Below are 20,394 nucleotides of genomic sequence, written 5' to 3' on the forward strand. Positions count from 1 at the left end.
AGAACGAGGTGCCGGTGGTGGCCATCGTGGGCTATACCAACGCGGGCAAGTCCACTTTGCTCAACAAGCTGACCGGCTCGGATATCCCCGCCAACAACCGGCTGTTCGATACCCTGGACACTACCACCCGTACTCTGGAGATTTCCGATACCTGCACGGTGCTTCTCAGCGACACAGTAGGCTTCATCCGCAAGCTGCCCCACCATTTGGTGGAGGCTTTCAAGGCCACCCTGGAGGAGCTGTCCTACGCCGACCTGCTGCTCCACGTCATCGACACCTCCAACCCGGAGTGGCGGGAGCAGGCCGAGGTGGTGGAGAAGCTGATCTGTGAGCTGGGGGCGGAGCAGACCCCCCGTATCGACGTGTTCAACAAAATCGACCGCTGCCCCAGCGAGATTCTGCCCCACGGGGAGGACATCGTGTCCATCTCTGCCAAAACCGGCCAGGGACTGGACGAGCTGCTCAGCAAAATCGGCGACCGGCTGGATACCGGCGCCCACCGGGTGGTGCTCCACATCCCCTATGACAAGGGGGGTATTGTGGATCTACTCCACCGGGAGGCCAAGGTGGAGCGGGTGGACTACGGCGAGTCCATCGAGGTGGAGGCCGTGTGTACCCCCATCCAGCTGGGCCGCCTGAAGGACTATATTGTGTCCGGCTGGACGCCTCCCAAGGAGTTTTGGGAAGATTAAGGAGGGCAACGCCATGAAGCCACTGGAGACTGACCGCCTGCTGCTGCGCCCCTTTACCGAGGAGGACGCGGCCGGCCTGTATGCCTATGCCAGCCACCCGGAGGTGGGTCCCTGGGCGGGATGGAAGCCCCATGCCGACGAGGCGGAGAGCCTGCGGGTGATCCGGGAGATCTTCCTGCCCTCTGACACCCTGGCGGTGCTTCAAAAGTCCGACGGGCGGCTCATCGGCTCCGCCGGGTTTGTGGGCAAGCACCGCACCGAGCTGGGCACGCCCAGCGAGGAGGTGGGCTACTCCCTGGCCCGGGACTGCTGGGGCCAGGGCCTGATCCCCGAGGCAGTGGAGGCTATCCTCCGCCATTCCTTTGTGGACCTGGGCTATGCCGCCATCTGGGCCGCTTACTACGACGGCAACCGCAAATCCAAGCGGGTGATGCAGAAGTGCGGCATGACCTACCGCCTCAGTCGGGTGGAGCCGGTGGAGCAGCTGAATGAGACCCGGTTGGCCCACTACTTTGCCATCACCAGAAGGGAGTGGGAGGCCAGATGACGGAATACTATATCCCCACCGCCCTCTCGGAGACAGAATTTGTGGAGAAGCGCTCCCGGTTCATCGGCCATGTCTGGCCGGTGGAGAGTGAGGAGGAGGCCCGGGGTTACATCGAGGCCATGAAGAAAAAATACTACGACGCCCGCCACAACTGCTGGTGCTACCGCATTAAGGAGGGTGGCGTGGAGCGCTACTCCGACGACGGGGAGCCCCAGGGCACCGCCGGTCAGCCCATGCTCAACGTGTTCCAGCGGGAGGAGGTCACCAACGTGTGCTGCGTGGTGACCCGGTACTTCGGCGGCATTTTGCTGGGAGCGGGCGGACTGACCCGGGCCTACACCAAGGGGGCCAAGGACGCCCTGGACGCGGCAGGCATCAGCTGTATGAGCCTGTGGACGCTGTGGGACGTGCCCTGTACTTATCCGCTTTACGAGCGGCTGAAGCTGGAGATCGAGTCCTGCGGCGGTGTGATCCGGAATACGGAGTACGGCGCGGATATCCGGCTGCGGGCAGCGTTTCCGGCAGGCGGAGCGGAGCGGTTTGCCCCGCGTCTGACAGAGCTCTCCGCCGGCGGACTTTCCATGGCGGCAGCCGGGGAGGAGTTTTTGCCCGGGCCGCGGCAATAAAAAACATCCGGGAGAAATTTCTCCCGGATGTTTTTTGTCAGTCTGCAGCGACCAGTGTCTGGACTGCGTTGTGGGCGGAGCCGCCGGAGAGTAAAAACACGGTGTAGCGGACGCCGGCGCGTACCTGCAAATACAGGCTGGCTACCGTGTCCAGTACGGGAGAGGCGCCCACGAAAGCGCTGTCCATGGTCTCCACGTCCTGCCACAGCGGCATGGCCTCCAGATCGGTCTGAGCCATCAGGAATTGATACCCGCCCGGATAGATCCGCTTGAAGGCGGTGGTCTGCTTGAAGGACACGTCCGCGAAAACGGTCCTGCCGTCTGCCAGCAGAACGTCCAGGGGACTGCTGTTTCTGGCCAGGTTGCTGACGCGGATGGTCCCCACGCCGCCGGTGGGAGTACAGCAGCTGTCGTGGATCTGCAGAAGATCCAGCCCGCCGGCGGTATTGATGACGGCCACGGTGGAGGGAGTGTCTGTCTCAAAGGGCAGCGTCTTTTTCAGATAAACATAGCCGTCCAGTCCTGCTACGGTGATGGTCTGGTAGCCGGAGGAGATATGTCCGTAGCCCGTCAGGGCGCCGTACCGCAGCCGGGAGACGGCCTGGCGGCCATTGACCAGAATCCGGAAGGGCGGGTAGCCGAACGCGGCATGGAGAAATCGGGTTCGGGTCGTGCGGGGATAGATGGGGAGGAAGGGGGGCGTGTTGTCCGCCACCGGACCGCCTGCCCCCAAGTCAGGCAGGGGAATGACGGGAGTGGCCCCGTCAGACGGGGGATTGTCCAGATCCGCCACCGGACCGCCTGCGCCCGGGCCGGGCAGGGGGATCACGGGAGTCGCGCGGGTTTTGTTTTCCATATGATGAACCGGCTTCAAAGCCGGTCTGCCTCCTTTCTGCGATGCTCACTCCAGCATATGCTGCTTCCGAGGTCGCTGTTCCGGAGACAGAAAAAACCGGAGCCGGGAAAACCGGCTTCCGGTTGGAACGTACATCGGGAGTAAAAAGACACCGGAGCAAAGTTTCCTTCACTCCGGTGTGGTACGCCGTGAGGGATTCGAACCCCCGGCCTTCTGGTCCGTAGCCAGACGCTCTATCCAGCTGAGCTAACGGCGCTTGTTGCTGTGTTTCTGTGCGTCTCACAGACAGCTTGATTATAATAGCATGTCTTTTGAGAAATTGCAAGCTATTTTTTAAAAATTTTCACTTTTTTTCTTGGACTTGTAAAAAGAGGGGTTCTGTGCTAAAGTGACATAAATGAAAAAGAGTGAAACCGGGGTGCAGAAAATGGAAAACAACACCTTTAAGAGCGTGGCGTTCGGCGGCTTTGCCAAGCAGGACGTCATTGACTATATTGAGAAGATGGCGCGGGAGTCCGCAGCCGCGCAGGACGACCTCCGCAGGGAAAATGAGGAGCTGAAGGCCGAAGCGGAAGCTCTGCGTGGTCAGGTGGATGGCCTGAAGGCCCAGCTGGAGGTGCTGAACACGGAGCACGATCGGCTCACGGCCGCGCTGGAGGAGGAGTCCTCCCGCTGCAAAGAGCTGGAGCCCTCCAAACCGGAAGCGGAGCGTCTTGCAAAGGAAGTGGAGCGCCTGCGGCCGGACGCAGAGGCTTACGCCCAGTTCCGGGAGCAGATCGGCGCCATTGAGTGCGAGGCACGCAAGCGCGCGGCAGATCTGGAGGAGTCCACCCACGCCAAGCTGCGGCAGCTGGTGGAGCAGTTCCGGGAGCAGTACACAGCCCTGACCGCAGCCTTCGATGCCACAGCCAGCCACGTAAACGGTGAGCTGCGGAAGGTGGAGGTCACCTTGACCCAGCTGCCCCGGGCACTGGATCACGGTGAAACCGAACTGAAGGAGCTGGCCTCCGTATTGGAGCGGCACCACGACAAATCCTGATGCTGATGCAGGAGGCCGCTTGCAGGCGGTCTCCTGCTGCTTTTTTGGCAATTTCATGCATGATGGGGCCCGGCGGCGCAAAGAATAGGGCGAACCGTGTACCGCAGATGGTTTCTATGAAAAGCAGGATATTTGGAGCGCACACGTTTGCGCTCTCTGGAAAAAAACAATGCCGACCTTTGTGCAAAAGGAAGAAAGCGGGGAGGGAGGGGAAAAATCTTCTTGCACTGACCAAGAGGTTGCCCTATACTGAAGCGTATAGGAGGGCACCGCGGCCACAAGGTGTTGCGGCTGCCTGAGAACGAATATCCAACAGGATGTTCGTAACCATCCCGAAAGAAGAATCGTCGGGAGAAATGAGGGTAAGCGAGAAAAGAGACAGGAGAGAAGGTGAGTAGGAATGTCCCTGGAAGCAATTGAAAAAGTCTCACAGGCCGAGACAAAAAACCGGGAGCGCAAGGCTGCCGCAGAAGCTGAGGCGAAGCAGAAGATCGCTGATGCGGAGCGGGAAGGGCTTGCGCTCTTACAGCAAGCGCGGGCAGATGCTGACCGGGAGGGAAAGGCGCTGATGCAGCAGGCGGAAGCGCGGGCCGCCGTCCGTACGGAGGAGATTTCCCGTCAGGCCGAAGCGGATGCCCAGGCTCTGCGGCAGGCTGCCGGGCTCCATCTGGAGCAGGCGGCGGAGTTTATTGTGGGAAGGGTTGTGAAGCACTGATATGGCCATTGTAAAAATGAAAAAGCTCTGCGTGATGGCCATGGCCGAGCAGCAGCAGCCGCTGCTGGACGGGCTTTTGCGTCTGGGATGCGTAGAGATCAGTGAACCGGACGGCAAGCTGGCCGATCCGGCGTGGGCGGCCCTGCTCAAGCGGGAGAATTCTCACTTGCTGGATAGAAAAAGCGAGATTACGGATGTCAATGCTGCGCTGGCGGCAATCAAAAAGTACGCAAAATTGAAAGACGGCTTGTTCATCCAGCGCCATCCCATTTCAGAAGCAGAATTTCTCAGCAGCGGAACAGCAGAGCACGCCAAGGCTGTAAGCCAGCGGATCGGATCGCTTTTGCAGACGCTCACCCGCCTGCAAAACGAAGAGAGCCGTCTGCGGGCCAAGCGGGCGTCGCTGGAGCCGTGGAAGGCGCTGGATCTGCCTCTGGAGGCCCAGGGAACGGCCCATGTGCTCTACCGGTTGGGGGTGTGCCCCGGCCGCACGGACACCGGCGCGGTCCGGCAGGCGCTCTCAGAGCGCGCAGCGGAGATCTTCGAGGTAGGCGCAGACAAGCAGCAGGCCTACTATCTGCTCTTGTGCCACCGGGCGGAGGAGCAGGAAACCATGGAGGCCCTGCGTCCGTTCAACTTCAGCGCTGTTACGTTCCAGGACATGACCGGGACCCCCGGCGAGAACCTGCGGGCACTGGATGCCGCTCTGGAGGAGAATGCCGAGGCGCAGAAGGCTGCTGAGACGGAGATCGTGAAAAACGGACCGGAGCGGGACGCCCTGCGCCTGTATGCCGACCGGCTGGGCGCCGAGGCCGCCCGGGAGAGCAACACAGAGCGGCTCCTTACCGACGGCACCATTGTCTTTTTTGAGGGATGGGTCCCGGCGGAGCGCATGGAGCAGGTACGCGGACTGCTGGACCGTCTGGGCTGTGCCTGGGAGGCACGGGACCCCACTGAGGAGGAGTACCCCGCCGTCCCTGTACAGCTCAAGAACAACTGGCTGACCCGTCCGCTGAACATGGTGACGGAGATGTACTCTCTGCCTGCCTATGACAACGTGGACCCCAACCCGCTGATGGCGCCGTTTTTCATTTTGTTCTACGGCATCATGATGGCGGACATGGGCTACGGACTTTTGATGATCCTGGCATCGCTGCTGGTGACGAAGAAGTACCATCCCAAGGGCACCATGGGCCATCTGTTTTCTCTGATGGGGCTGTGCGGCGCCAGCACCTTTATCATGGGTGCTATCACCGGCGGTTTCTTCGGAGACTTCCTGACCCAGGTTGTGTTGCTGACCACTGGTAAGGACTTTGCCCTGCCGTCCCTGTTCACCCCTCTGGACGACACGCTGATGATCCTGGTGGGCGCCATGTGTCTGGGCTTTATCCAGATCGTCACCGGCATGATCATCAGTTTGGTGCAGAAGGTGAAAAAGGGACAGTTCATGGATGCGGTGTGGGAGGAGATCACCTGGTTTGTGGTCTTTGCCGGCATTGCGCTCATGGTTCTGGCGGGCTCTCCCATCGTGCTGTATGTGGGCCTTGCCATGGTGGTGCTGGGCCCTGTGGTCACCGGCCATGGCCTCGGCAAGATCACAGGTATTTTCGGCTCTTTGTATAACCATGTTACCGGGTACTTCGGCGACATTTTGTCCTATTCCCGTCTGATGGCCCTGATGCTGGCCGGCAGTGTCATTGCCCAGGTATTCAACACCCTGGGCGCCATCCCCGGCAACATCGTCCTGTTCATTATTATCTCCATGGCGGGCAACGCACTCAACTTCGCGCTGAACCTGCTGGGCTGCTATGTCCACGACCTGCGTCTGCAGTGCCTGGAGTATTTCGGAAAGTTTTATGAGGACGGCGGCAAGCCGTTCCGCCCCCTGGCGATCAACACGAAATTTGTCGATATTCAAAACGACTGAGGAGGAAAAATATTATGAGCGGTTTCTTTGATGCATTCGGCGGTTTGGCTCTGGCGCTGCTGGGCGCCGGTCTTGCGGCAGCTCTGTCCGGTGTCGGCAGTGCAAAGGGTACCGGTATTGCCGGTGAGGCCGGCACGGGCCTGCTGTGCCAGGACCCCTCCAAGTTCGGTAAAGTCATGATCCTGCAGGTGATCCCCGGCACCCAGGGCCTGTACGGCCTGGTGGTGTGGTTCTTTGCCATCTTCCGCATGGGCCTGTTGGGCGGCACCGGCCTGCCTGAGCTGACCGTGCAGCAGGGCCTGCAGTACTTCGTGGCCTGCCTGCCCATGGCACTGGGCGGCCTGTTTTCTGCCATTGCCCAGGGCCGCGTGGCTGCCGGCTCCATCAACATCCTGGCCAAGAAGCCCGACGACTGGTCCAAGGGCATGGTGCTGTGCATCACCGTGGAGTTCTACGCCATCTTGTCTCTGCTGGCTTCCATGCTGATGATCATCAATATCAGCAAGTAAGCGCCGGAAGAAAGGCGAATTGCTTATGAACGGAATCGAAAGAATCACGGCCCGGATCGACGCGGAAACCCAGGCGGAGATCGACCGCATCCGGGAAAACGCGGAGGCCGAGGCGGAAAAGATCGCCCAGCGCTACTGGTCCCAGGCGGAGACAGAGGCGGCGGACCTGCGGGGACGCAGCGAACGCGCCGCCGCCGAGCGGGAGGAGCGTCTGGTGAGCTCTGCCCAGATGGATGCCCGGAAAACCGCCCTGGCGGCCCGTCAGGAGATGGTGGACAAGGCCTATGCCCTGGCACTGGAAAAACTGTGCACGCTGCCGGATGAGCAGTATATCCAGACTGTGGCAGCTTTGCTGGTACAGGCGGCGCCGGACGGCACGGGAGAGGTGATCTTCTCCAAGGAACAGCGGGAGCGGGTCGGCTCGGCCGCTGTGGCGCTGGCCAACAGCCGCCTGGGCAGCGGAAAGCTGACGGTATCCGCCCAGACCCGCCCTCTGAAGGGCGGCTTCATCCTCTCCAATGGGCGTGTGGAGGTGAACTGCTCCTTTGACACGCTGGTGCGGCTGCAGCGGACGGAAACTGCCGGCGCGGTGGCCCAGCAGCTGTTTCCCCAGACCTGACAAGGAGGAAGTGTCTTGAAAAATCCCATCAAAGACACCGATTACCTGGCAGTTTCCGCCCGGATCAAGGCCATGGAAACGGGCCTTTTGAGCCGGGAGCGCATGGAGCAGATCCTGGAGGCGCGGACGGATGACGAGGCGCTCAAGCTGCTGCAGGACGGCGGCTATCCCGAGTTGCGGGGCACGGACCCCGAGTCGCTGAACGCGGCGCTGTCCGCGGCCCGGGAGGAGAGCTTCGCCGATCTGGCGGACAGCGTCCCCGACCCCAGGTATATCGATGTATTCAAGCTGAAATACGACTATCATAATGTAAAGGTTTTGCTGAAGGCGGCTGCCGTAGGCGCGGACCCGGACCCCATGCTGGCTGATATGGGCCGCGTGAGCGTGCAGCAGCTGAAAGAGGCCCTGTCCGGCGGCGAGACGGCGGATCTTCCGCCCATGCTGGCCGCGGCGGTGCAGGAGGCCCGGGAGGTGCTGGACACCACCCGCGACCCTCAGCTCAGCGACATTGTGCTGGACCGCTGGAGCTACCGGGATATGCTGGCTGTGGCGGACGCCACCGGCAGTCAGTTCCTGCGGGGCTACGTGCAGGTGCAGATCGACGCGGCCAACCTCCGGGCACTGGTGCGGACCATCCGCATGGGCAAAAACGAGGCGTTTCTTGCCGGCGTGCTGTTTGAAGGCGGCGAGATTCCACCCTCTGCGCTGCTCCAGATCAGTGCGGACAAGGGGGCGGGGCTCAAGGAGCTCTACGAACCCACACGCTTCTGTGACGCCGCCGCGTGCGGGCAGGAGTGTTTGCAGGGCGGTGCACTGACGGACTTTGAGCGTCTTTGCGACGATGCGGTCAGCGACTATCTCTCCGGTGCCCAGTTTGTTCCCTTCGGCGAGGCGCCCCTGGTGGGTTATCTTGCCGCACGGGAAACGGAGTATACCAATTTGAGGATTCTGCTGACGGGACGGGGAACCGGGCTTGCGCCCGAGGTGATCCGCAGCCGTCTGCGGGCCGTGTAAGGCGAGGGGAGGACGCGTATGGCAACGACATATCGCATCGCCGTCATCGGCGACTGGGAGTCCGTCATGGGCTTCCGTGCCCTGGGCCTGGACACCTATCCCGTCACCACCGCAGAACAGGCGGGGGAGAAGATACGGGAACTGGCAAAGACAGACTGCGCGGTGATCTATCTGACAGAACAGCTTGCAAAGGACATGGAGGATGTGATCACCCGCTACAAGGACGAACCGCAGCCTGCAATCATTCTCATTCCCGGCCGGGAGGGCTCTCTCGGCATCGGAAAGGCGAATATCCAGCGGGCCATCGAGCGGGCCGTGGGCGCCGACATTTTGTAAGGCGCCCGGCCGAAGCCTCGGAAGAGAATTTTCCAAGGAAGAAGGTATTCTATTTTGAGCGGTAAAGTTGTGAAAGTTTCAGGACCGCTTGTGGTGGCCACGGGCCTTTCGGACGCCAACATGTCCGACGTGGTCCGCGTCGGCCCCCAGCGGCTGATCGGAGAAATTCTGACCATGAAGGGCGACTCCGCCTCCATCCAGGTCTATGAGGAGACCTCGGGCCTTGGTCCCGGCGCCGTGGTGGAGACCACCGGCGCCCCCATGAGCGTGGAGCTTGGCCCCGGCATGATTGAGGGGATTTACGACGGCATCCAGCGTCCCCTGGAGAAGATCGTGGAGAAGGTGGGCCCCTGCATCACCCGTGGCGTAGAAGTTCCCGCCATTGACCACGAGAAGAAGTGGGAGTTCACGGCGGTGGCCAAGGTGGGCGACCAGGTGATCGGCGGCGACATTCTGGGTACCGTGCCGGAGACGGCAGTAGTGCTCCATAAGATCATGGTGCCGCCGGCCCTCAAAGGCACCATCACCAGCATCCGCAGCGGTTCTTTCAACGTGACGGAGACCATCGCCACGCTGAAGACCGAGGACGGCAGGGAAGTGCCCCTGACCATGTCCCAGAAGTGGCCTGTCCGCGTGGGCCGTCCCTATCAGCACAAGTATCCCCCCAAGCGTCCCCTGTGCTCCGGCCAGCGGATCATCGACACCATGTTCCCCATCGCCAAGGGCGGCACCGCCGCCGTACCCGGCCCCTTCGGCTCCGGCAAGACCGTGGTGCAGCACCAGCTGGCCAAGTGGTCGGACGTGGACATCGTGGTCTACATCGGCTGCGGCGAGCGCGGCAACGAGATGACCGACGTTCTGCGGGAGTTCCCGGAGCTGAAGGACCCCCGTACCGGTGAGTCCCTGATGAAACGGACGGTGCTGATCGCCAACACCTCCGATATGCCCGTGGCCGCCCGTGAGGCATCCGTCTATACCGGCATCACCATCGCCGAGTATTTCCGCGACATGGGCTACGACGTGGCCGTCATCGCCGACTCCACTTCCCGTTGGGCAGAGGCCCTGCGCGAGATGTCCGGCCGGCTGGAAGAGATGCCCGGCGAAGAGGGCTACCCTGCGTACCTGGCTTCCCGCCTGGCCCAGTTCTACGAGCGTGCCGGCAGCGTGGAATGCCTTGGCTCTGACGAGCGCCGGGGCAGCCTGACCGCCGTGGGCGCTGTGTCGCCTCCCGGCGGCGATCTCTCCGAGCCCGTCTCCCAGGCCACCATGCGCATTGTCAAGGTGTTCTGGGCTCTGGATTCGTCCCTGGCCTATAAGCGGCATTTCCCGGCCATCAACTGGCTGAACTCCTATTCTTTGTATCTGGATACGCTCAAGCCCTGGTTCGACGAGAACTTCGGCGAGGAATTCATGAAAAACCGCACCAAGGCTATGGGTATTCTGCAAAATGAGTCCAGCCTCAACGAGATCGTGCAGCTGGTGGGCAAGGACGCCCTGTCTCCCGCCGACCAGCTGACGCTGGAGGTGGCCCGGATGATCCGGGAGGACTTCCTGCAGCAAAACGCCTTCACCGATATCGACGGTTATTCCAGCTACGACCGGCAGGAAAAGCTGCTGGCATTGATTCTGGATTACGAGGCGCTCTGCCGCGCTGCCATCGCCAAGGGCGCGGACGCCATGGCGCTGTTCTCCATTCCCGCCCGTGAGAAGATCGGCCGCGCCAAGAGTGTGCCCGCTGAGGAGTACGTGGACGTCTACGCCGGAATCCGGCAGGAGATGGCCCAGCAGATTGACGCGGTCAGCGCCCAGGGAGGTGAGCAGGCATGATTCGAGAATACAGAACCGTGGAGGAGATCGTCAGCCCGCTGATGATGGTCCGCATGGTAGAAAACGTCACCTATGACGAGCTGGTGGAAGTGGAGCTGCGGGACGGCTCCATCCGCCGGGGCAAGGTGCTGGAGGTCAACGGCGACACCGCTGTGGTGCAGCTGTTTGAGTCTGCTGCCGGCATCAACCTGGCGGACGCCAAGGTCCGCTTCCTGGGCCATCCGCTGCAGCTGGGCGTGTCCGGCGACATGCTGGGCCGGGTGTTCAACGGTATGGGCCAGCCCATTGACGGCGGCCCGGACATTCTGCCCGAGGAGTATCGGGACATCAACGGTCTGCCCATGAATCCGGCGGCCCGCGACTATCCCAATGAGTTTATCCAGACCGGTGTCTCCACCATTGACGGACTGAACACTCTGGTCCGCGGCCAGAAGCTGCCCATTTTCTCCGGCTCCGGCCTGCCCCACGCCAACCTGGCGGCCCAGATCGCCCGTCAGGCCAAGGTGCTGGGGGATGAGAGCGCCAACTTCGCCGTGGTGTTCGCCGCCATCGGCATCACGTTCGAGGAGTCGGAGTTCTTCGTCAGCGAGTTCCGCCGCACCGGCGCCATCGACCGCACCGTGCTGTTTTCCAACCTGGCCAACGACCCCGCCGTGGAACGTATCTCCACGCCCCGTATGGCTCTGACCGCCGCGGAGTACCTGGCCTTTGAAAAGGGCATGCACGTGCTGGTCATTATGACCGATATCACCAACTACGCCGAGGCACTGCGTGAGGTGTCCGCGGCCAAGAAGGAAGTGCCCGGTCGCCGCGGATTCCCCGGCTACCTGTACACGGACCTGGCCACGCTCTACGAGCGCGCCGGCCGTCGCCTGGGAAATCCCGGCTCCATCACCCTGATCCCCATTTTGACCATGCCCGAGGACGACAAGACCCACCCCATCCCGGACCTGACCGGCTATATCACCGAGGGGCAGATCATTCTCTCCCGCGCACTGTACCGTCAGGGCATCCACCCGCCGGTGGACGTACTGCCGTCTTTGAGCCGTCTGAAGGACAAGGGCATCGGCAAGGGCAAGACCCGGGAGGACCACGCCGATACCATGAACCAGCTCTTTGCCGCCTACGCCACCGGCAAGGACAACAAGGAGCTCATGAGCATTCTGGGCGAGGCCGCCCTGACGCCCACGGACCTGCTGTACGCCAAATTTGCCGATGAGTTTGAAAAGCGGTATGTAAACCAGGGCTATGAGGAAAACCGCTCCATTGAGGAGACGCTGAACCTGGGCTGGGAGCTGCTGTCCATTCTGCCCAAGAGCGAGCTGAAGCGAATCAAGCCCGAGTATATTGAAAAGTACTGGCCGAAGAAAGACCAGGAATAAGAGGAGGGGGTAACCAATGGCAAATATCACGGTAAGCCCCACCCGTATGGAGCTCACCCGCCTCAAGGGCAAGCTGCGGACCGCTCAGCGGGGCCACAAGCTGCTCAAGGACAAGCGGGATGAGCTGATGAAGCAGTTTCTGGACACGGTGCGGGAAGTCCGTTCTCTCCGGGCGGAGGTGGAGGAGGAGCTGATGACGGTGCACAAGTCTTTCACCGTCGCTTCCGCCATCATGAGCTCCGAAGCGCTGGAGCAGGCGCTGCTCTACCCCAAGCAGAGTGTGGAGCTGACCCAGACGTTCCAGAACATCATGTCCGTCAATGTGCCCGTGTATCACTTCCAGACCAAGACGAAGTCGGATTCGGATATCTATCCCTACGGCTTTGCGGCCACGTCCGGTGAGCTGGACACGGCGGTGGATGCCCTGGGCAAGGTGTTCATGAAAATGCTCAAGCTGGCGGAGATTGAAAAATCTGCCCAGCTGATGGCGGAGGAGATTGAAAAGACCCGCCGTCGGGTCAACGCGCTGGAGTATGTCATGATCCCCAATACCCAGGAGGCTATCCGGTATATCACCATGAAGCTGGATGAAAACGACCGTGCCACCACCACGCGTCTGATGAAGGTGAAGGATATGCTGCTGCAGGAGGCCATCGAGGAAAAGCGGGCCGCAGATCAGCGGGCCGCCGAGGCGTTTGCAAAGCAGAACACAACCCAAGAGGCATAAAGAAAAAAGCGGCCGTACCGGCCGCTTTTTCTTTTGCTGGAAAAGCCCCCATGTGCCAGGCACATGGGGGCTGACGATTACAACAGGGTAATGCCTGCCGCCTCGCACGCTTCCACGGTCTCCTGATCCCACAGGCTGGCCTGGACCTCGCCGATGTGGCAGGTGCCAATGAGCAGCATGCACAGCCGGGACTGGCCGATACCGCCGCCAATGGACTGGGGCAGTTCGCCCCGCAGCAGCATCTGATGGAAGGGGAGCTTGCGGCGGTCATCACAGTGGGCCTCCGTCAGCTGACGGTCCAGCGCGGCGGCGTCCACCCGGATGCCCATGGAGGAGAGCTCAAAGCGGCTTTCCAGCACGGGGTTCCACATGAGGATGTCGCCGTTGAGTTCCCAGTCATCGTAGTCGGGGGCGCGGCCGTCATGTTTCTGGCCGGAGCGAAGCGTCTTGCCGATCTGCATCAAAAAGACGGTGTGGTGCTCCCGGCAGATCTCCGTCTCCCGTTCGTTGGGCGTCAGATCGGGATAGCGGTCCTCCAGCTCCTGGGTGGTGATAAAGTACACCTCCCGGTCGGGCTTGAAGGTCAGAACAGGGAACACATTGCGCAGCGCCGCGGCAGTGTCGCAGACGGCACCCACAATGTCCAGCACCGTGTCCTTCAGATACTGCATGTTGCGGTTTTTGACGTCAATGTGCTTTTCCCAGTCCCACTGATCCACATAGATGGAGTGGAGGTTGTCCACTTCCTCGTCCCGGCGGATGGCGTTCATGTCGGTGTAGAGGCCGGTGCCCAGCTTGAACTCATAGCGCTTGAGGGCCAGCCGCTTCCACTTGGCCAGGGAGTGCACCACCTGACCGTCGGTGCCAACATCGGGAATGTCGAAGGTGACGGGACGCTCCACGCCGTTGAGGTCGTCGTTGAGTCCGGTCTTGCCGTCCACAAACAAAGGCGCGGACACCCGGTGCAGGTTCAGACGGACGGTGAGGCTGTGCTGGAACTCCTCGTGGATCAGCTCAATGGCCCGCTGCAGCTCATTGTTGGTCAGCGGCATCTTGTAGCCTGCGGGAATGGTCAGTTTACTCATTGCGATCATCAATCCTTTACAGTAAATATCAGGAAAACAATGCCAGAAGATAGGGCGTCACATAGGCCTCGATCACTGCGGCCACGGCCAGGAGCGGGCCCGCCACGGCCACCGTCAGAGCGCTGATGTGCTCCAGACAGCTCCACAGCGACAAGGCACCCTGGTCCCCGCGGACGCGCCGGGTGATCTGCTCACAAAGATAGAGTCCCATGGCAAAGGACAGCACCAGGGCCGGTAGCTCAAAAATGCCGTGGGGCAGCAGCGCCAGAAAATAGAGGCCCATGGACTGCCCGGAGGCCAGTGTCTGCGCACCGAGAACGCCCAGCAGCATGGCGTTCATGCCCAGAGCCAGGGCGGGCAGCCGCACATAGGGAACCAGGCCGTAGAGCATGATGAGGATGCAGGCCCGCAGGTTGTTGGCAAACAGGCCCCAGGGGGAGAGGGCGCCGCTTTCGTCGGTGACGTCCAGGCCGCCGGCCAGCTCCAGCACCTGCTGCATCAGCTGGCTGCGGAAGGCGGGCACCGCCAGGCACAGAGCGAAAAAGAGCAGGATCAGAAGGAGAAACGCAATGGCGGAACGCCGGACTTCCTTACCGTATCCGCCGTGCCAGGTGTTGTCCAGCAGGGAAAATTGGACTTGCAGGAATTTCATTGGGCCAGCAGCTCCAGACCGGTCCGCAGACGGCGCAGGGTCTCATCCTTCCCGAGGATCTGGCAGATCTCCACGGCGCCGCCGGGGGTCACCAGCTTGCCGGCCGCGGCAATGCGCACCGGCCACATGAGGGTGGCGTTCTTGACCTCCAGCGCGGCGGCCAGATCGATCAGCGCGTCGTGGATGGCGCTCTGCGTCCAGTCGTCCAGCTTCTCCAGCACCGGCAATACGGCCTCCAGCATCCGACGGGAAACCTCGGCGTTGGTCTTGGACTTCTTGTTGGTGTAGAAATCCACGCTGTACGCCGGCAGCGCGTCGAAGAAGTCCACCTTCTCCGGGATATCCGTGAGTTTTTCGCAGCGGGCCTGCAGCAGGGCGGCCACGGCCGCGGTGTCGATGGCGGGATTCTTGATGCCCTGGCGGATATAGGGCTCGGCCACCCGGGCAAAGTCCTCCGGGGACATGGCCCGCAGATACAGGGCGTTGAAATAGGTGAGCTTGTCCAGATCAAAGATGGCGGGGGACTTGGAGATGCCCGCAATATCAAAGGCATCCACCAGCTCATCCAAGGAGAATACCTCCTTTTCGGACAGCTCGCCCTTGGGAGCCCATCCCAGCAGCGCCACGTAGTTGAGCACGGCGGGAGTCAGATATCCCTGAGCGATCAGGTCCTCGTAGGAGGGGTCGCCGTGGCGCTTGGACATCTTGTTGTGCTGGTCCCGCATGACGGGGGAGCAGTGGACGTAGGTGGGGATGTCCCAGCCGAAGGCCTCATAGAGCAGATTATACTTGGGGGCGGAGGAGAGATACTCGCTGCCCCGGACCACGTGGGTGATGCCCATCAGATGGTCGTCCACCACGTTGGCGAAGTTGTAGGTGGGCAGACCGTCCCGCTTGAGCAGTACCTGGTCGTCCAGAGTCTTGTTCTCCACGGTGATATCGCCGAACGAGACGTCGTGGAAAGTGGTAGTGCCCTCATGGGGAATCCGCTGGCGGATCACATAGGGCTTGCCGGCATCCAGATTGGCCTGAATTTCTTCGGCGCTCAGATTGCGGCAGGGATCGTCTCCCCGGTCAAAATCGCCGCTGTCCTCCTCGGATTCCGCCTTTTCGCAGAAGCAGTAGTAGGCCGCGCCCTTTTCCACCAGCAGATGGGCATACTTGCCGTACAGGTCACGGCGCTCCGACTGGATATAGGGGCCCACGGGGCCGCCCACATCCGGACCTTCATCGTGTGTGAGGCCGCACTCGGCCATGGTGCGGTAGATCACATCCGTGGCACCCTCCACCAGCCGACCCTGATCGGTGTCCTCAATGCGGAGGATGAATGTGCCGTGGTTGTGCCGGGCAATGAGCCAGGTGTACAGTGCCGTGCGCAGATTGCCCACATGCATGTAGCCGGTGGGGGAGGGGGCGAATCGGGTGCGGACCTTCCCCTTGGGGATGCGGGCTTCCATCTCTTCAAAAAACGCTTTATCCAGTGTCATGAAAGTACCTCCATGCCAGAATTTTTCATAAAACAGCACTTTACATTATCGCTTTTCTTCCTGAACTTGTCAAGGCTGGAGTGGGCCTGCGGGCACCTGGAACCCCTCAGAAAACAAAAAAATCTGCCGCGCATTGTCCATGCGCGGCAGATTCCTCATCCGTCGGTGAGAACTGTGCCGTCCGGCAGGGTAAACTCATCCGTAAACGCAGGCGTCAGCTCCACAGCGGTCTCCTGCATCCGATAGACCACGCTGCCGTCCAGCAGCTTTTCGGACATGACCAGCAGGCCTGTGTCCAGGCTCACCCAGTAGCAAAGGGTGTATCCTGTCTCATCCGGCTCCGTCTCCACATAGATGCACCCGCCGTAATTATCGGCATTCCGGTAGTCCGCCAGGGCGATCTGCTCCACAGGGAGATCCAGAATATCCTCGTAGGTGGGGATGCACTGCTCCATATCCGGCGTAATCTCGTCGGCAGGCGCCTGATAGACGCGGCTTTCACTGTTGTACCAGATATAGGTCACGGAGCCGTCCGTAATGGTGTGGCGCACCCGACCGCCGGAGAGCGTGCGGTCAATCCGCTGCCACCGGCTGCTGACGCTGACAGAAGTCTCCCACTGACCGCTGCCGCCCTCCCAGAACTGCTCAATGGAGATGCTTCTGCGGTACTGAGCGGGACGCGTCAAAGTGGCGATGGCCGTCTGCACGGTCTCTGGTGTAACGGTGATCGTCTCCAGCTGGTCCTGTTCACTGTCGGAGCCGGGGAGCTGCTGCGCGTCATCCTGCTCCTGAGGCAGCACCAGGGAAGGAGGACTTCGGAAGCTGTGGGTAAGCATGACAGCCACCACCAGTACCACTGCCACCAGAAAAACGGCGGTAATCCGGTTGAGTCTGCGTCTGTCCATCGCTGCCCTCCTTTCCCGGGAATCTCCTTGGGTTACGCCTGGTAGTCAGCGGGGCGCTCACCCCGGCCAAAATGCCACAAAATGGCGTCGGCAATCCGGCGGCAGGCGTGCCCGTCGCCATAGGGATTGACCGCATGGGCCATTTTTGCATAGGCCTGCGGATCTCGGATCAGCCGCGTGGCCATGGTGACGATGTCATCCTGCACCACGCCGCACAGCTGCACCGTACCGGCGGCCACAGCCTCGGGGCGCTCCGTCTCCCGGCGCATGACCAGAACGGGCTTGCCCAGAGCGGGAGCCTCCTCCTGCAGGCCGCCGGAATCGGTCATCACCAGGTAGGACCGGGCCATGAGGTTGTGCATCTCGTCGGCGGGTAGGGGATCGATGAGGTGGACCCGGGGTGCGCCCCGCAGGTAGGTATTGACTGCCTCCTGCACTACCGGGCTCAGGTGAACCGGGTAGACCAGTTCCACGTCCTTGTTTTCCTCGGCAATCTGCCGCAGGGCCAGCATGATATGCTTCATGGGCTCGCCGTAGTTTTCCCGGCGGTGGCAGGTGACGAGGATAATTTTCTTGTCCTCATAGGGAAGATGATTCAGCGCATCGGTGGTGAAGCGGTAATCCGGTCGGACCGTGGTTTTCAGTGCGTCGATAACCGTGTTGCCGGTGACGAACAGCCCCTCGGTGATGCCCTCTTTCAGGAGATTATTCTTGTTGTTGACGGTGGGGCAGAAGTAGAGGTCCGCAATGGCGGAGACCAGCTTGCGGTTCATCTCCTCCGGGAAGGGGGAGTACTTGTCATAGGTGCGCAGTCCGGCCTCCACATGGCCCACCTTCACCTGATGGTAGAAGGCGGACAGGGCGCCGGCAAAGGTGGTGGAGGTGTCGCCGTGTACCAGAATCATGTCCGGCTTGAGGGCCTCGATGGCCTCGTCCATGCCGGTGAGGCACTTGCTGGTGATGGTGGACAGAGTCTGCCGGGGGGTCATGATGTTCAGGTCGTAATCGGGCTTCAGGGAAAAGACGTCCAGCACGGAGTCCAGCATCTGACGGTGCTGGGCGGTGACGCAGCAAAGGCTCTCTACCTCCGGGCGGGAGGCCAGCTCCTTGACCAGCGGACACATTTTTATAGCCTCCGGCCGTGTGCCGAAGACGCTCATGATACGCAGCTTGTCCATATTAAGACTCCTCATCTTGATCTTTATCCTGATCTTTTCCGGAATCCTTCCGGTGTCCGTGCTCTTTGAGCTCCTCCAGCTCCTCATGGAACTCTTCCCGAAGCTCTTCCTTGACTTCCTTGGGGAACACCACCCGGGCGGCTACCACGGCCACAATGCAAAGGGCCGCGAACAGCAGCATGGCCTTACCCTCGCCGCCGGTGGTCAGCACCACGGCGGAAAGGCCCAGAATGGCGGAGATCACATACAGCGTGGCCACTGCCTGCTTTTGGTTGAGGCCCATGTCGATCAGCCGGTGATGGATGTGGCTGCGGTCGGCGTGCATGGGGCTTTGACCATGGGCGATCCGGCGGATAAAGGCGAAAGCTGTATCAAAAATCGGCAGGCCCAGGATCAGGAAGGGGACCACGAAGGAGATGACGGCGTAGTACTTGAAAAGGCCCTGGATGGACATGGTAGCCAGAATATAGCCCAGGAACGTGGCGCCCGTGTCTCCCATGAACATCTTGGCGGGGTTGAGGTTGTAGGGCATGAAGCCCACACACGCGCCCACCAGCGCCGCCATGACCACCGCCACCTGGGCCTCGGAGGCCAGCATGGCAATGACCAGCATGGTGGTGGCGGAGATGGCGGAGACGCCGTTTGCAAGGCCGTCCAGACCGTCGATCAGGTTCACGGAGTTGGTAATGGCCACGATCCAGAGAATGGTGAAGGGAATGGACAGCCCGCCCAGGACCCAGTAGACATTCTCCGAAAAGATGTTGGGGTTGGAAAACGCCTGGATGGTGACGCCGTGGGTGGCGGGAATGGCGGCGGCAATGATCTGCACCACGAACTTGAGCATGGCGGGCAGGGCCATGATGTCGTCCACCACGCCCAGCACCACGATGATGACGGCGCCCAGCAGGATGCTCTTGATTTCCGGCGTAATGGGTACGAAGATCAGGATGCTCACCATAAAGCCGATGAAGATTGCCAGTCCGCCCAGGCGGGGGATGGGGACCTTGTGCATGCGGCGGGCGTCCTTGGGCACGTCGATTGCACCTACCTTGTAGGCAAAGGTCTTGACCACCGGCGTCATCAAAAAGCTGATGACCAAGGCCACTACCAGTGCCAATATCACGTAGACCACCAGTCGATTTTCAATATTCATGGAAGCCCTCCTCAGCGGGCCAGGAAGCCGACTTTCTTATACACCTTGGAAAGGGTGCGGTCGGCCACCCGTGCAGCCTTTTCGTCGCCGGCGCGGTATACGCTCTCCAGATACGCCTTGTCGGCAAGCAACCGCTCCGTCTCCTCCCGGATGGGGCGCAGCAGCTCCACCACGGACTCGCCCACGGCCTTTTTGAAATCGCCGTAGCCCAGGCCGTCAAACTCCCGCTCGATTTCCTCAAAGCTCTTGCCGGTGGCCACAGAGTAGATCTGCATCAGGTTGGATACGCCGGGCTTTTGCTCCTTGTCGTACCGGACGCAGGCATCAGAGTCGGTGACGGCCTTTTTGAACTTGCGCATGATGTCCTCGGGCTTGTCCAGCATGTACACGCAGCCGTTGGGGTCCTTGTCGGACTTGCTCATCTTCTTTTCCGGAGCTGCCAGGCTCATGACCCGGGCGCCCACCGGCGGGATGTACGGCTCGGGAAGGTTGAATACGTCCCCGTAGATGCCGTTGAAGCGGGTGGCAATGTCCCGGCACAGCTCCACGTGCTGCTTCTGATCTCCGCCCACGGGCACCAGATCCGCCTGGTAGAGCAGAATGTCCGCCGCCATCAAAGAGGGGTAGGTGAAAAGGCCCGCGTTGATGTTGTCGGCATTTTTGGCGGACTTGTCCTTGAACTGAGTCATGCGGGAGAGCTCACCGAACATGGTGTAGCAGTCCAGCACCCAGCCCAGCTGGGTGTGAGCGGGAACGTGGGACTGGATAAAGAGGGTGTTCTTCTCCGGGTCCAGACCGCTGGCAATATAGGCGGCCACCTGGGTCAGGGTATGGCGGCGCAGGTCTGCCGGCACCTGGCGCACCGTGATGGTGTGCAGATCTGCCAGCATGTAGAAGCAATCATATTCATCGGCCATGGCAGCCCAGTTCTTGATAGCGCCCAGATAAGAGCCGAGCGTCAGGTCACCGGAGGGCTGGATGCCGCTTAAAATCCGCTTTTTACGCATTTCGTTTTCCATTGTATTCCACCTCAAAATCAATGCCGTCCGTCCTTGCGGTCCATAACGGCAATTTAACTTATGTAGTATATCATGTGCGGGCAAAAAGTGCAATTCCCA

Annotated in this window: 21 protein-coding genes and 1 tRNA gene; 13 read left to right on the plus strand and 9 right to left on the minus strand. The window is 61.1% G+C overall.

The features are described 5' to 3' along the window. From QZS13_RS01625 to QZS13_RS01635, 3 genes are all read left to right on the plus strand, one after another. On the plus strand, positions 1-692 hold a 692-nt coding region (locus QZS13_RS01625; RefSeq protein WP_295584729.1), incomplete at its 5' end, for a GTPase HflX. Between the two features lie 13 nt (positions 693-705). Then, positions 706-1,239 (plus strand): GNAT family N-acetyltransferase, encoded by a 534-nt coding sequence (locus QZS13_RS01630; protein ID WP_295584732.1) that lies wholly within the window; start codon positions 706-708, stop codon positions 1,237-1,239. Next, positions 1,236-1,865, plus strand: coding sequence for a YigZ family protein (locus tag QZS13_RS01635; protein ID WP_295584735.1), 630 nt, complete (start codon positions 1,236-1,238; stop codon positions 1,863-1,865). The genes QZS13_RS01630 and QZS13_RS01635 overlap by 4 nt, the downstream gene beginning before the upstream one ends. 37 nt (positions 1,866-1,902) lie before the next feature. Here QZS13_RS01635 and QZS13_RS01640 read toward each other — a convergent pair whose 3' ends face one another. Beyond that, complete coding sequence (locus QZS13_RS01640; RefSeq protein ID WP_295584738.1) at positions 1,903-2,739, minus strand: DUF4397 domain-containing protein; 837 nt, start codon at positions 2,737-2,739, stop codon at positions 1,903-1,905. 161 nt (positions 2,740-2,900) lie between these two features. Beyond that, positions 2,901-2,977 (minus strand) — tRNA-Arg (locus QZS13_RS01645). Between the two features lie 141 nt (positions 2,978-3,118). Between QZS13_RS01645 and QZS13_RS01650 the strand changes: the two genes are divergently transcribed. The 10 genes from QZS13_RS01650 to QZS13_RS01695 all read left to right on the plus strand — a co-directional run bounded on the left by QZS13_RS01650 (position 3,119) and on the right by QZS13_RS01695 (position 12,816). Then, the gene (locus QZS13_RS01650) at positions 3,119-3,760 is read left to right on the plus strand and encodes a hypothetical protein (RefSeq protein ID WP_295584741.1); all 642 of its coding nucleotides are present in this window, start codon (positions 3,119-3,121) and stop codon (positions 3,758-3,760) included. 400 nt (positions 3,761-4,160) lie between these two features. Further along, positions 4,161-4,475 carry a hypothetical protein gene (locus QZS13_RS01655; protein WP_295584744.1) on the plus strand — a complete coding sequence of 105 codons (315 nt, stop codon included), beginning with the start codon at positions 4,161-4,163 and terminating at the stop codon, positions 4,473-4,475. 1 nt (position 4,476) lies between these two features. Further along, on the plus strand, positions 4,477-6,402 hold the full coding sequence (locus tag QZS13_RS01660) for a V-type ATP synthase subunit I (protein ID WP_295584747.1): 1,926 nt from the start codon (positions 4,477-4,479) through the stop codon (positions 6,400-6,402). Between the two features lie 14 nt (positions 6,403-6,416). Next, positions 6,417-6,911: a V-type ATP synthase subunit K gene (locus tag QZS13_RS01665; protein WP_295584748.1), complete on the plus strand. Its 495-nt coding sequence runs from the start codon at positions 6,417-6,419 to the stop codon at positions 6,909-6,911. 25 nt (positions 6,912-6,936) lie between these two features. Continuing rightward, on the plus strand, positions 6,937-7,530 hold the full coding sequence (locus QZS13_RS01670; RefSeq protein ID WP_295584750.1) for a V-type ATP synthase subunit E: 594 nt from the start codon (positions 6,937-6,939) through the stop codon (positions 7,528-7,530). Between the two features lie 15 nt (positions 7,531-7,545). Further along, the gene (locus tag QZS13_RS01675; RefSeq protein ID WP_295584753.1) at positions 7,546-8,544 is read left to right on the plus strand and encodes a V-type ATPase subunit; all 999 of its coding nucleotides are present in this window, start codon (positions 7,546-7,548) and stop codon (positions 8,542-8,544) included. Positions 8,545-8,562: 18 nt separating this feature from the next. Then, positions 8,563-8,880 carry a V-type ATP synthase subunit F gene (locus QZS13_RS01680; protein WP_295584755.1) on the plus strand — a complete coding sequence of 106 codons (318 nt, stop codon included), beginning with the start codon at positions 8,563-8,565 and terminating at the stop codon, positions 8,878-8,880. Between the two features lie 51 nt (positions 8,881-8,931). After that, positions 8,932-10,707: a V-type ATP synthase subunit A gene (locus tag QZS13_RS01685; RefSeq protein WP_295584890.1), complete on the plus strand. Its 1,776-nt coding sequence runs from the start codon at positions 8,932-8,934 to the stop codon at positions 10,705-10,707. Further along, positions 10,704-12,089, plus strand: coding sequence for a V-type ATP synthase subunit B (locus QZS13_RS01690; protein ID WP_295584757.1), 1,386 nt, complete (start codon positions 10,704-10,706; stop codon positions 12,087-12,089). The genes QZS13_RS01685 and QZS13_RS01690 overlap by 4 nt, the downstream gene beginning before the upstream one ends. 16 nt (positions 12,090-12,105) lie before the next feature. Further along, positions 12,106-12,816 carry a V-type ATP synthase subunit D gene (locus tag QZS13_RS01695; RefSeq protein WP_295584761.1) on the plus strand — a complete coding sequence of 237 codons (711 nt, stop codon included), beginning with the start codon at positions 12,106-12,108 and terminating at the stop codon, positions 12,814-12,816. 77 nt (positions 12,817-12,893) lie between these two features. On the opposite strand, the gene asnA is transcribed toward QZS13_RS01695, so the two are convergent. From asnA to trpS, 7 genes are all read right to left on the minus strand, one after another. Continuing rightward, the gene (gene asnA / locus QZS13_RS01700; protein WP_295584763.1) at positions 12,894-13,901 is read right to left on the minus strand and encodes an aspartate--ammonia ligase; all 1,008 of its coding nucleotides are present in this window, start codon (positions 13,899-13,901) and stop codon (positions 12,894-12,896) included. Between the two features lie 28 nt (positions 13,902-13,929). Then, positions 13,930-14,553 carry a stage II sporulation protein M gene (locus QZS13_RS01705; RefSeq protein WP_295584765.1) on the minus strand — a complete coding sequence of 208 codons (624 nt, stop codon included), beginning with the start codon at positions 14,551-14,553 and terminating at the stop codon, positions 13,930-13,932. After that, a complete protein-coding gene (gene gltX, locus QZS13_RS01710) occupies positions 14,550-16,040 on the minus strand; it encodes a glutamate--tRNA ligase (protein WP_295584767.1) in 1,491 nt (496 codons plus the stop codon). The genes QZS13_RS01705 and gltX overlap by 4 nt, the downstream gene beginning before the upstream one ends. 155 nt (positions 16,041-16,195) lie before the next feature. Continuing rightward, positions 16,196-16,945 (minus strand): hypothetical protein, encoded by a 750-nt coding sequence (locus QZS13_RS01715; protein WP_295584769.1) that lies wholly within the window; start codon positions 16,943-16,945, stop codon positions 16,196-16,198. 32 nt (positions 16,946-16,977) lie between these two features. Beyond that, complete coding sequence (gene wecB, locus QZS13_RS01720; protein WP_295584773.1) at positions 16,978-18,123, minus strand: non-hydrolyzing UDP-N-acetylglucosamine 2-epimerase; 1,146 nt, start codon at positions 18,121-18,123, stop codon at positions 16,978-16,980. Between the two features lies 1 nt (position 18,124). Continuing rightward, positions 18,125-19,276 (minus strand): MraY family glycosyltransferase, encoded by a 1,152-nt coding sequence (locus QZS13_RS01725; RefSeq protein WP_295584776.1) that lies wholly within the window; start codon positions 19,274-19,276, stop codon positions 18,125-18,127. Positions 19,277-19,287: 11 nt separating this feature from the next. After that, a complete protein-coding gene (gene trpS / locus QZS13_RS01730) occupies positions 19,288-20,295 on the minus strand; it encodes a tryptophan--tRNA ligase (RefSeq protein WP_295584778.1) in 1,008 nt (335 codons plus the stop codon). Positions 20,296-20,394 lie beyond the last annotated feature (99 nt).

This window comes from uncultured Oscillibacter sp. (assembly GCF_900546705.1).
Classification (GTDB): Bacteria; Bacillota; Clostridia; order Oscillospirales; family Oscillospiraceae; genus Oscillibacter.